At 42.9% G+C, this 13,033-nt stretch carries 9 protein-coding genes; 4 read left to right on the top strand and 5 right to left on the bottom strand.

Features of this window, described 5'->3' with window-relative positions:
• The first annotated feature begins 187 nt into the window (after positions 1-187).
• A complete protein-coding gene (locus tag MSG38_RS01560; protein WP_048608313.1) occupies positions 188-2,335 on the top strand; it encodes a TonB-dependent hemoglobin/transferrin/lactoferrin family receptor in 2,148 nt (715 codons plus the stop codon).
• Between the two features lie 339 nt (positions 2,336-2,674).
• Here MSG38_RS01560 and galE read toward each other — a convergent pair whose 3' ends face one another.
• The 4 genes from galE to MSG38_RS01580 all read right to left on the bottom strand — a co-directional run bounded on the left by galE (position 2,675) and on the right by MSG38_RS01580 (position 8,333).
• Positions 2,675-3,688, bottom strand: a complete 1,014-nt coding sequence (gene galE / locus MSG38_RS01565) for a UDP-glucose 4-epimerase GalE (RefSeq protein WP_248400814.1) — start codon at positions 3,686-3,688, stop codon at positions 2,675-2,677.
• Positions 3,689-3,770: 82 nt separating this feature from the next.
• Positions 3,771-5,747, bottom strand: a complete 1,977-nt coding sequence (locus MSG38_RS01570) for a diguanylate cyclase (protein ID WP_248400815.1) — start codon at positions 5,745-5,747, stop codon at positions 3,771-3,773.
• Positions 5,747-6,280 (bottom strand): YfiR family protein, encoded by a 534-nt coding sequence (locus MSG38_RS01575; protein ID WP_248400816.1) that lies wholly within the window; start codon positions 6,278-6,280, stop codon positions 5,747-5,749. Before MSG38_RS01575 ends, MSG38_RS01570 begins: the two co-directional genes overlap by 1 nt.
• Positions 6,270-8,333, bottom strand: a complete 2,064-nt coding sequence (locus MSG38_RS01580) for a TonB-dependent receptor (RefSeq protein ID WP_248400817.1) — start codon at positions 8,331-8,333, stop codon at positions 6,270-6,272. The genes MSG38_RS01575 and MSG38_RS01580 overlap by 11 nt, the downstream gene beginning before the upstream one ends.
• A 170-nt stretch (positions 8,334-8,503) precedes the next feature.
• On the opposite strand from MSG38_RS01580, the gene MSG38_RS01585 reads away from it, so the two are divergent.
• From MSG38_RS01585 to MSG38_RS01595, 3 genes are all read left to right on the top strand, one after another.
• Positions 8,504-9,247 carry a 5-oxoprolinase subunit PxpA gene (locus MSG38_RS01585; RefSeq protein WP_248400818.1) on the top strand — a complete coding sequence of 248 codons (744 nt, stop codon included), beginning with the start codon at positions 8,504-8,506 and terminating at the stop codon, positions 9,245-9,247.
• Positions 9,248-9,423: 176 nt separating this feature from the next.
• The gene (locus MSG38_RS01590; RefSeq protein ID WP_050650400.1) at positions 9,424-10,176 is read left to right on the top strand and encodes a carboxyltransferase domain-containing protein; all 753 of its coding nucleotides are present in this window, start codon (positions 9,424-9,426) and stop codon (positions 10,174-10,176) included.
• Positions 10,169-11,119, top strand: a complete 951-nt coding sequence (locus tag MSG38_RS01595) for a biotin-dependent carboxyltransferase family protein (RefSeq protein ID WP_050650401.1) — start codon at positions 10,169-10,171, stop codon at positions 11,117-11,119. The genes MSG38_RS01590 and MSG38_RS01595 overlap by 8 nt, the downstream gene beginning before the upstream one ends.
• Before the next feature lie 180 nt (positions 11,120-11,299).
• On the opposite strand, the gene MSG38_RS01600 is transcribed toward MSG38_RS01595, so the two are convergent.
• Positions 11,300-12,754, bottom strand: coding sequence for an FAD-dependent oxidoreductase (locus MSG38_RS01600; protein ID WP_050650402.1), 1,455 nt, complete (start codon positions 12,752-12,754; stop codon positions 11,300-11,302).
• Positions 12,755-13,033: the final 279 nt, after the last annotated feature.

Consider the following 13,033-nt stretch of genomic DNA (forward strand, 5'->3'; position numbering starts at 1 on the left):
ATGGAAGCATTCACCAGATAAATGGAACCATTAAAGGTCTTTTAATACAATGAGTTATACGGTCTAGGCGTGTTTTTAATGACAAAAGTACAAATAAATTGAAATGCAAATAATAGTAATTATCATTTAGATCCAATATTATCTTTCGCAAATCAAGATAATACTATGGAATTAAGGTAACTATCAGATGTATAAGCAATCCCTACTCTCTGCTTCAATCGTTTTAGCGCTTTCATCAACATCAGCCTTTGCTGAAGATTATGCCCTATTTGACGAGGTTGTTGTATCTTCGACTCGTACTAATCAAACACTTATCAATACAGCAGCTTCTGTTACTGTTATCTCGGATAAGCAAATTGAAGAGAATATGGCGAAAGACGTGAATGAAATCTTCGAATACACTCCAGGTGTAACGATGAACTCAAGCTCTCGTCAAGGTGCACAAACCATCAACATTCGTGGCATGGAAGGTAAGCGCGTCAAGATCCTAGTAGATGGCTCATCGCAACCAGGTTCATTTGATGGTGGTCCTTACGCATTTATTAACTCCAGCGGTATCTCAATCGACCCAGATATGCTGAAAAGCGTTGAAATCATCAAAGGCGCTGCTTCAAGTTTACACGGAAGTGACGCTATTGGTGGCGTTGTTGCTTTCGAAACTAAAGACCCTTCTGATTTCTTGAAAGATGGCGAAGACTTCGGCGGCCAAGCGAAACTGTCGTACTCTTCAGAAGATAACTCTTTCAGTGAGCACGTTGCGTTAGCTAATCGATTCGGTGATTTAGAAACATTAGTTGCTTACACTCGCCGTGACGGTGAAGAGCTTCAAAACTTCCGCGACTCTAATAACTTAGAGAATTACGCAGTAGAAGATCAAGATACATCTGCAGATAACCTATTGGTAAAATTGCAATACCAATTGAACGAAAGCCACCGTATCGAGTTTCTAGCTGAGCTAATTAAGGATACTTCTGACTCTGATATTTATCACTCAAGCTACGATAGCTACACGGGTGCAGATGATACAGAGCAAAATCGATTTGCGATTAAACACATTTGGTTCGCTGATGGCGCTATCGCTGACACAGTGACGAGCAAAGTGTCATACATCTCTAAAGAAGAAAATGGGGTGACGAAGCGCTTTAAACCGGCAGGTCCTGGTTTCCCACCTTATGTCCCTGCTAACAATGACAATCTTCAAACAAAAGACTATGAATACACCGAAGATAAGCTTGAGATCGAAACTCAGCTAGATAAAGAGATTAACAACCATTACCTAGTTTATGGTGCAACATACACACATAGTGATATTAGCAATACAAACATGGAGTACAACTCTGATCCTGATACTGATGATCAGCTTTATGTATACACTCCTGATGCTAAAGAGCAGAAGTTTGGTCTGTTTGTACAAGACGAAATTAGCTTAATGAACGACAAACTTGTTGTTACTCCAGGTGTTCGTTTCGATTACTTCTCTACAGACCCTGGTAAAAATACGGGTGAGTCACTTACGGACTTCTCTGATTCTGCGGTAACTGGACGTTTAGGCTCAACATACAAACTTACTGATACAGGCACCATTTTTGGCCAGATTAGCCAAGGCTTTAGAGCCCCTTCTTTCGATGAACTGTACTACACGTATGATAACCCAGGACATGGTTACGTAAACGATCCAAACCCGGACCTTAAGTCAGAAACCAGTATCTCTTACGAGCTAGGTTACCGTCATAATACACAGGCTTCATCGTCTGAAATTGCGGCTTACTACAGTGATTACGATGACTTCATCGAAACAGTGGTAACGAAAAAAGTTGGCGGAACGACACACTACTCTAACGTCAACCTAGATTCGGCAACAATTAAGGGTGTTGAATTCTCTAACACGTTACTATGGGATGTTTTGGTTGGTGCACCTAAGGGTATTTCAACTCACTTCGTTGCTTCATACACAGAAGGTGAAGATGGAAACGGTAATGCACTAAATAGTGTTAACCCTTGGAATGCTGTATTAGGTCTTAACTACGATGCTCCAAACCAAAACTGGGGTACTAGCCTTAAGTTAAACTACACGGCTAACAAGTCTGGTTCAGACATCAACTTCGATGACGAAAGCGGCGGTAACGCTGGTCAAGCTGAGCTTCCGAGTGCAACGGTTGTTGACTTGACGGCTTACTACAAGCCAATGAAAGATCTTACTATTCGTGGTGGAGTATTCAACTTAACTAACGAAGAGTACTACCGTTGGAATGATATTCGCGGCGATGATGAGCTTTACAAAGAGAACTCTCAAGCAGAAAGAAACTACGGTATTTCAGCTAAGTACGAATTCTAATTCGTTAAAAACCTGAATTGCAGATACTAAAAAGCCAGCTAAATGCTGGCTTTTATTATTTCACTAAAAATTGTATCAAAAAGGGATAAAGTGAAATTACTTCTCTGCCATTTCTTTCTTAACCATTACTGCTGCAGCAATGATGAAAGTGATGATTAGGCCTAGTTCCATGATTAACTCCAAAGAAAATTAACATTAAACATATAATTCGCGTGCATGATAACACAACAGATACAGAATGATACTTTTTAACCACTAATTTACTTTTTATTCGATTTAGATCAAAAAAGATGCCCTAAAGCATCTTTTTGTAAGTTAACTATTCATGAAACAACTAGATTAACCAGGGAAACCATCAGGATTGGTTGACTGCCAGCGCCATGTATCCTCAGTCATTTCAGTCAGTGTACGTGTTGCATTCCAACCAAGCTCTTTCTGAGCTTTAGCAGGGTCTGCCCAACATTCTGCGATATCACCTGGGCGACGATCGACCAGTTTATAAGGGACTTGTTTACCGCTCGCTTTCTCAAACGCTTTAACCATGTCTAATACACTTGAACCGTTACCAGTGCCAAGGTTGTAGATATGAAGACCGTCTTTGCGCCCTACTTTCTCAAGCGCTGCGATGTGGCCATCAGACAGATCCATTACGTGGATGTAATCGCGAACGCCAGTACCATCTTTTGTTGGATAATCGCTACCAAATACAGATAGGAATTCACGGCGACCTACTGCTACTTGAGAGACAAATGGCATTAGGTTGTTTGGGATACCTTGCGGGTCTTCACCTAGCTCACCACTTGGATGTGAACCTACTGGGTTAAAGTAACGCAGCAGTGTAATGCTCCAATCCGGATTGGCTTTTTGGAAATCGGTTAAACACTCTTCAACCATTAGCTTACTACGGCCATAAGGGTTGGTTGCACTTGTCGGGAAATCTTCAGTGATTGGAACACTGGCTGGATCGCCGTATACCGTTGCTGAAGAACTGAATACCAAGGTTTTTACACCCGCATCACGCATTGAATCAACAAGAACTAAAGTGCCGTTTACGTTGTTGTCGTAGTATTCAAGAGGCTTTTCCACAGACTCTCCGACGGCTTTCAGACCAGCAAAATGGATAACCGCTTCGATGTTGTGTTGCTTCATGGTTTCAGTCAAAAGCGCTTTATCACGAACGTCACCTTCAATGAAGTTGGGACGAACGCCCGAGACTTTTTCGATGCGCTCTAGAACGCTTGGTTTGCTGTTGTACAAGCTATCAAAAAGTACAGGTGTCATACCTGCGTTGATCATCTGGATACTTGTATGGCTACCAATGTAACCCATGCCACCTGTAACTAAAACATTCATGCTTAGCAGACCTTTTAATTAAAAATATTCAACCTATCACTTATGATACAACAACTTAGGGTGAGCTCACAAACACCGGTGCCTATTTACCCTCACGAGCGAACACAAACTGACCTTTTCCTTTGCGTTTCGCTTGGTACATAGCCTCATCAGCAACTTTTAGAATCACGTCAATATCACGCTCTGGGCCATCAGCTAAATGGATACCTAAGCTCGCTCCAACATGAAGTGAACGCTGTTTATAATTCACTTCTTGCCCGATCAGATCCAACAATCGTTCGGCTAACTTAGCTAATAAGACTTTGTTTGTCTGTTTAATAATAAGAACAAATTCATCACCCGACAAACGTGCAACCAAATCCCCCGCTCTTACCTGAGATAACAATCGGTTTGATACTTCTTTAAGGATTTCGTCACCTGCATCGTGTCCATAGCTGTCATTCACTTCTTTGAAACCATCCAAATCCAAGTAGATAACCGCGAAATGCTGATTTGAATAGTGGCTCGACGTGACAACATCATCCATAACCTTATACAGTTGCGCTCTATTCGCTAACCCGGTTAATGCATCGTGATGAGCCAAGTGTTCGAGTCTTTCCATCTCTTTAACGTTGGATAAATCAGACAGCGTTAATACCATATCAAACTCGTCTTTCTCGTTGTCTGAGGCAATTCGATTCACTTTGACAAACATTGGAACTAACGTGCCGGACGCGCTTTTCTCCCACACTTCGCCTTGCCATTGACCATAGTTGTCTAACGAACTGCGAATTGTCGGCATCAATGATGAAAATTGCTGCCACGAAAATACTTCAAAGGGTGTTTTGCCCACCAGCAGATCAGAGTGATAACCGAGAAGTTGTGTGATCGCCGGGTTAACCATGGTTATCACATTGGCCGAGTTGAGCACGATCAAACCGTCTTTACTGTTTTCGAAAACACCCGCAGCAATACGCTGGCGACTCATGGCCGTTTCTATGTCGGTGACATCTTGGATTGCATAAAGAATACGACCATCTTTTGTCAAAGAACGACTGCTCACACGAAGCCAGCGTTTTGATTGAAAGAGATCGGTGGTTTCCAGTAATTCGTCATTGAGTTCGATATTGGCATCAATAACATCTTGTAAGTAACCCTTTTGCTTGGTCGCGATCAACTCTTGGATCAACAAGTTCTCAAGAAAAGCTTCCGAGCATTTAAAAATATCCCGAGTAGCTGCGTTCGCATGAAGGATGAGCCCTTTTTCATCCACTACCAACAACGAGTGCTGAACGGTTTCAATGACCTCATTTGCGAACGATTTTTCTTCTTGTAACTTGTCTAACGTAAAATTGATTTGGTTATCGCGATGTTGAAGCCTTTCTAACATGGTATTGAAAGCTCGAACGAGATCACCGATTTCATCGCGGTTCGTTACGACTAATTTAGGCTGCTTCGAACGACGCTCTACAAAGGCTTGCATCGCCTCATTGAGGTCAAACATCGGTTCGATAATTAAGCGTTGCACCAATTTGACCAGTACTCCGCCTAACATCACCAGAAACAACAGGTAGACGACCGCAACCTTGAAAATATTCGTTAAGATCGAATTAAACGTCTCTTTCGATATTGTCACTCTCAAGTTCGCGATCACTGCGCCATCCAGCATCACTGGAACGAGCAAGAAGATGAAATTCTCAGAGATGGCAAATTGATGATCAGCGATATCGTCTAATTCTTCTGTGTTTGGCCTTGGAACCAGAGTGTTGCTTACCTGATAGCTGGCAAAAAGCTGTTCGTTGATGTCATAGAGCTTCACTCTAACAATATCTTTATCTGCGACGAAAGCTGACAAGATTTCCTGAGCCGATGACTTGTCTTCAAATAAAATCGCGGCTTGCAGGTTATAAGCAACACCTTGTGCAAGCACTTTAACACGCTGAATAAGACTCTCTTTCTCCCTCTCAAACGTGACAGTGTAATTTACTGATTGAATCGTGACAAAAGTGACTGCGATGAAGATGATAATGGGTAATATCAGTTTGTTTTTAATCGATATGTTATTAATGAAAGACAACATTATTGGCCCTCCACTATAGCAATTCGTAACAGGTTTGAGCCAATGACGTAGTCACCGCGTGCGTTCTCTAGATTGATCTTAGGTTTGAGCTTATCATCGATGTGCGTGAGTTCAATGACTCCACCTAGGTCCGTAAAGTTAGGAATGTCGCTGATTGTCACAGTATGTGGCGAGTGCTCTTGACTGCGGAATTGGTCATTTTCACGGTCAGACAAATACGTAATATCGCACTTAGAAGTAATCGACTGTTGAACTTGGATATCGAGTGAACGAATAGATTTTCCCTCTGTAATTGACGTTAGCACTTGGCTTACCTTTTCATCGCCAATCACACAAAAGTTCACAGCGTTCATAGAGCTTTCATCATTCCAACGTATAAAATTCGCAATTCTAAAAAGGTACACCGCTTTCACTTCATAAGGTTTGAAGCTAGCCGCTGAGGTGTTCAACGGCGCAATAAGCATCGTTAAAGCAGCTAAGGCTAGTTTAGAGAAGCCGAGCTTAATGCGATGCTTAAGCCATTTAGAATCCATGAGAGATCCTCACATACACCGACTCTTGATTGACGCTTTTCTGAGATGTGAATTCAGCTTGATAGCCGTCACTCTTACCTATGTTTTCAACAACCACTTCAATTAAAGGTGCTGCGGACGATTTTTTCCATGCGAGACGCGCATCAAAGGTTATTTCATGTGGGTAAGACTGCCATTCATATTGAGTGCCATCGCCTGCTACCCAATAGTCTGGGTAATTCACATTAATGTACTGGCCTATCACATCGAATTGCCAACTTTCGGTGATATTCCACATCAACTGTGCCGTGGCTAAATGTTCATTATCAATATCGTAATAAACACTCGTTTGAGGGCTAGATTTAGGGTCATTACCTTTATTCTCACCTTCTAACGTCGTATAGGCGTAACTCAGGTAACTGGCTAGATCTGCGGTGAGTTGGTAACTCGCGCCTAACTCTAAGCCATAAGTTTTTGCTTTATAATCATCAGACAACGCCCCGATATAGACATGATCCGCGGGGATATCATTCGGGTCATAACTGTGGAAGCGAAGGTTGTCATGTTCACTCAGATAAATCGTTGCATCGAGTTCGAAATTTGAATTGTTTGAGTAGCGATAACCCATTTCCGCCGTTACGACGTTCTCTGTTTCAAGACTCGAGCTTGATTTATATACATCTAGGTAGCTGTTGTTTGAGTCAGCATTGTAACTATTGAAATAATAGGTGGAATTGGAATCCATATAAGATGGTGCAACAACTGCACGGCTAAGCCCCGCCCATACGGAATGACGTTGAGTTAACTTATATAAACCGCGCAATTGAGGTGAAAGCTCAGTTGAATCATTCTGTGTAAAGTGTTCAACCTTGGCACCAAGAGTAATAGACAGCGCTTCCGTCATTTGAATTTGAGACTGTATAAAAGCGTTCGCAATATAATCGTTGGCAGATTGGATGTTGTAGGCTCGACCGTAGTAATCAGGATTGTACCAATCCACATCCGAAACTTGGCTAGAGGAGAAATCAAGATACATATATCGCAAGCCACCACCGAGTGTTAGCTGATGGTTTGCCGATAGTTGGTTGATATAAGTAGAGTCAAAATCAAGGGTCGAATAGCTTCCCGGAGCGTCTGGCGCATTATCCTCATTATATTCACCCCATAACGAATATGAGAGTGTCGAACTTTCATCAAAATGACGAGAGTCGTTGAATTGGACGTAAACAGATTGACTCTTGTTATCGAAATCATTGGCTTGTGACCCGACAAACGACCCTGAGTTATCATATTGGAACGTATACAACTCCGACTCATAAAAGCTTTTCTCACCACCAATACGTAATGACCAATTTTCTTCGGCATTACTTGGCTGAAAAACCATCCCTGCAGTTTGTGCTTTCCATTTTTCAGACGCGTTTGTGCGATACGTGGGTTCTTCTCGGTACTTATAAAAGGCACGAGCATTCACACTGTCGTTTAGGCTTAATCCCTGACGAACACTAAATTCATAGTTATCAGTATTAGACGCGACACCGGAGAGATAAGTCCCCTGCGTATCATTGGCAGACTTGGTAATGATATTGACTACACCATTAACCGCGTTACCTCCCCAAATTGTTCCGCCGGGGCCTTTTAGTACTTCGATGCGTTCGATGTCGGCAAGCACATAATCAACGTCGCTCCAATACGTACCGCCATAGACTGGGCTAAACAAGCTTCGTCCATCCATCATCACGAGCATCTTGTTATATAGCCCATCATGAAAGCCGCGTGTCGAAACAAACCATGAGGTTTCATTGAATTTGGTGACTTTGAGTCCGGGTACAAGCGTTAGGACTTCAGCAATGGTTTTCGCCCCACTACGCTGAATTCGCTCATTAGAAAGCACATACACCGACGAAGGAATGTCAGTGAGTTTTTGTGTCACTTTCGAAGCCGTTTCCATTTCGACATCTAACATAGACAACTCTTCAAGGCTCATCGACATGAGCTGGTCTAGAGAGTTTTCTTGAGCAGAGACAAAAACAGGTGTCGTTAATGCTAGTCCTAAGCAAACCTGGCGGGATATCATGTGCTCACCTAATATACAGATAGATATTAATCCTTTAATCAATAGTTCAACTATATATGAAATGCCATACTGGTAAATCTACGGTGTCGAAAGTTTGAGTTAGGTCACTGTTTATTTATGGTATTTATAAGACCGTCATTACTTACCTCAACGTAAAGGATTAGCACCACGTGACAACGAAGATTTTGCTTAATTGCGACATGGGAGAAAGTTTCGGCAATTGGAAGATGGGCGATGACGAGTCGGTCATGGAATGGGTCGATATGGCAAACATCGCTTGTGGCTTCCACGCGTCTGATCCGCACGTTATGTCCAAGACGATAAAACTGGCGCAGCACTATCACACCCAAATTGGTGCTCATCCCGGTTATCAAGATCTCGTTGGTTTTGGTCGTCGGTCTATTCCACACACCATGGACGAGATCAGTGAACTGGTGTGCTATCAAGTCGGTGCATTACAAGCCCTTTGTCGCTACCACCACACCTCTGTTGGCTATGTGAAACCTCATGGCGCCCTTTACAACGATATGATGGCAAATATCGATGTGTTTAACGCGGTAGCCCAAGCCGTCGCTGAATTTAACATCCCCTTGATGATTCTCTCTTCATCAGACAATCAACAGTATTTGGATATTGCTGACGATCATGACCTGCCTCTCTTGTTTGAAGCGTTTGCCGACCGTGCTTATTTAAATAACGGACAATTAGCGCCACGTACTCAAAAAGGCTCGGTTTACGTCAATCAAGACGATATCTATAACCAAGTTATGCAAATCATTAACTATGGCTCGGTTACGACTTTAGAGGGCGAAAGACTGCCTATTGAAGCCGATACCATCTGTGTTCATGGTGATAATCCCCAATCTATCGCATTAATTAGAAAAATCAGACAAGACCTCAACGTTTATAACTAATATGAAGCGTGTGATTGGTATGGCGCATGGCCTTATCGCTCGCCTTACGAGCATTTAACCAATTGCTCGTAAGGTCTAATTGCTTTGTATTGGTTTAGACACGGATGTTAAAAACGCCAAATAAGCAAATAAAAGGCAGTAAGTAAATCAAAGGCAAACAAACGTATGGAAACGAAATGACGACGAATCAGATTGAATTCAATATAGCGCCAGTCGCGGAATGCAGCGTTTTGGTGACTTTGACACTATCGCCTTCAAATAATCAATCTAGCGCCGAATATGCGCAGTACATGGCTCACTTTTCCAATGCCATTCGCCAAAATTTAGCATCGGTGTTGATGAATGTGACGCCGGCTTACCAAACAATATTGGTCGACTACCTCCCTTATCGAATATCAGAACAGCAGCTCATTGAACGGCTCAATAATTTGTTGAATCATGCTCTGTCGTCCTTTTCTAGTGTTAGTAAAATTCGTAATACGATTGAGCTTCCTGCCTATTATTCACCAGAAACGGCGCTCGATTTAGACAGGTATCAAGACAAAGGCTTATCGCTGGGAGATATTATTCAATATCACACCTCACAGACATACAGCGTCAGTGCTATTGGGTTTATGCCTGGCTTTGCGTTTATGTCTGATGTGGTTAATGAGCTTGCTTTGCCCCGTCACTCTACACCCCGCTTAAATGTGCCCAAAGGCAGCATCGCCATCGCGGATACGAAAACAGCGGTGTACCCTTCGGATTCACCGGGCGGCTGGAATATTATTGGCAATTGCCCGCTTCCGTTGTTCGATCATAGCCAATTGAAGAACGTCGATATCACGCAAAGACCGCTGTCTCTGCTTAATGTTGGTGATACCGTCCGTTTCATCGCGATTTCAAAACAAGAGTTTGTAGAGTTGGGTGGAGGCATCGTAAATGGCTAAGACAAAAGCTAAACCAACACTGACGGTGATTAAGCCCGGTCCGTTGAGTTTGATTCAAGACTTCGGGCGATTTGGTGTTGCTCATCTTGGATTAACGCAAGGTGGACCGGTTGATGATTACTCTTATAGCTGGGCCAATCATCTATTGGGTAACCCAGTAAACCAAGCAGCATTGGAAATCACGCTTGGGCAATGTGCGTTACGAATCGATTTTGATTGTGAGATGGCACTATGCGGGGGTGATTTACAAGCGAAACTCGATGGTAAACCACAGCCTAACTGGCGTACTTTTCAAGCTTTTAAAGGGCAAGTTCTCTCATTTGGTTTGCCTAAAAATGGTCTAAGGGCGTATTTAGCTATTAAAGGCGGTTTCGATGTTCCATCAACTCTTGATAGCTGCTCTACAGTAACTCGTGAAAAGATTGGAGGGTTAACGCAAGATGGAGAGCCATGCCAGCAAGGGCAACAAATAGCTTTTACCCAACACCAACTATCACATCCATTTAAAGCGGTAAGTGTTACCTTCCGATACACGCCTGATTATAATCTACCCGTGAACCTACGAGTGATTGAAGGCTATCAAAGCGAGCTATTCTCCGAGTCAGCAAGAGAGACTTTGTATAACGCTGAATATCACGTTGACCAAAACTCTAATCGGATGGGTTATCGACTCAGTGGCGAGCCCGTAGACTCGCCTGACATTTCGCTATTGTCAGAAGGCATTGCCCTAGGTGCGATTCAAATCCCCCAAGACGGACAACCTATCGTGCTGCTTAATGACAGACAGACCATAGGTGGTTATCCGAAGATTGGATGTGTCGCAAGAATCGATTTACCACGCTTGGCACAAGCAAAACCTGGACATGCGATATCGTTCAGCAAGGGTGATCGCTTAGGCTTACAAGATGTTTGGTGCCAATGGGCTCAGTTTTTCGGCTATTAGTTTTTGCGATGTGTTATGTGCTAAATGCTATGTAGCTAAGAATAATTAGCTAGGAAGATGCAGTTTGGATGAGTTTCGGTATGTAAGTTGGCGTTTGAATGAAGATTCGGCTTACCTATTACAGTAAGCCGAATTGAAGAAGTTAAGCGCAGTCGATGATGATCGGCTAATTATAAGCTATTAAGCGTGATCTTGACCTGACACCTTTGCAAGCGCTTCTGGGTATCCACGTTCTTGTGTCAAATCTATCGCTCTGTTTTCAATATCATTCAGATTAAGTGACACTGTCACTGAGTGCGTATCTTCAATAGATACCGCCTCTGATACATCAAACCATTGCTCAGCGACCTTTTGTGCCGCTTCTAATGTTGAAGATGCTTTCACGACTTCAAGTCGAGCATAGCGTTCACCACAGAATGAAACGTCTGAAGCTCTTAAGCTTGGATCGGTTCCCGGAATCTGTTGTGCACCAAACAAAGGCTTACCACCAACCAGTGCAGAACTGAAACTTGGGATGAACTGAGACATATGCGTTATTGCCGCGCGAGTTCTTAATTCAAGCTGCTCTTCACTCCAACCCGATACGATTTTCTTAAGCAGCTTCGAAGGCAACTGTGGCTGTGACGAGTCTGTTGAAGATGAAACAAGCCCACCCTCAAACAGAGTAATCCCTTCTGTCATACCGTGAAGTTGGAACACACCATCAGCATACGGCGTTAATTGCGCCATGCCTTGCGGTGTGCCTCTCGGGCCATGGAAGATAACCTCTGGCCACTCTTCCTTACATTCTTGCGAATACGGCCACTCTGTAACGTATGCAGCTTTAAATTCAACAAGTCTTTGCTGCTTAGAGCCAACAAAGTCGTCCACGATACCCGTTTCAAACCCACTCGCATTAATCAAGTAATCGGTCGTTAGTTGGCAGCTTTGGTTTTCGGCATCGGTATAAGTCAAAGACCAACCTTGACCTGTCGACTCAACAGATCGTAATCGACTGTTGGTTAACACGGTACAGTTAGCTTGTTGCCCCAAAGAGAGTTGAGCGGTTGCAGAAAGTCGGAATACGCTCCAACCATACTCTTGGACCATCGCAACAGGATACTTAAGAGTCTCTAAATCCGTATGTTTGGCAAAAGGAATGCACCAATCATCAAGCGATGTTGGTTTCAGAGGCTGTGTTTTCGCAGAAAGTGCTAACAAATCTTCTTTGCTGTACAGCTTGTAATACTCTTCCGGATCACCAAGCACTTGGTTGCTTTTATCTTGTTTAACAAGATCGACATAAGCGCTTTTGATTATCTTGAGACGAGGAAGAAGATCTAATGGCTCTCCACCATCACTGTGTGGAACGGCGATGATTGTCGGGCGAATATTGATCGTATGGGGATATAAGCGGACGGTATCAATTGACTGCGAGAGCAACTGAAGACACTGCTCTACAGAAATATCTCGATACAAATTGCCGCCAGCGTGCAGGTGGCAAATTGGTGGGCCATTAACCAAACTCGGCCCTTTTTCTAAGATAGTGACCTTGAAACCCAACTCACTAAAGTGAATCGCGCTCGTTGTTCCGGCAATACCACCACCAACAATGGCAATAGAAGGTTGATTTGTATCCGTTTTGTTGTGGTTCATCGTGTTCTGTAGAATAAGATTAACTGCATCTATTCTACTTTTGTTCTGCGATGAATTAAAACACATTTTTATCAAGGTCTTAGATAGGCGGGATTTAATATCTATGTAAAAAATATAAATAATCTCTTGACTCAATAACTCCAGATAGAGTTTTAAAGGTTATTCTAACAGTCAAATTTGTCCTAAGTGACGCCACATAAAGGCTGCCTCAGTACTCTTAAAACATAGCGGTTAACTTATCCCTAAAGTTATCCACCGTTTTTGTGGATAACTGTTGAT

It is taken from the genome of Vibrio sp. 1CM24A (assembly GCF_023161725.1).
Taxonomy (GTDB): domain Bacteria; phylum Pseudomonadota; class Gammaproteobacteria; order Enterobacterales; family Vibrionaceae; genus Vibrio; species Vibrio coralliirubri.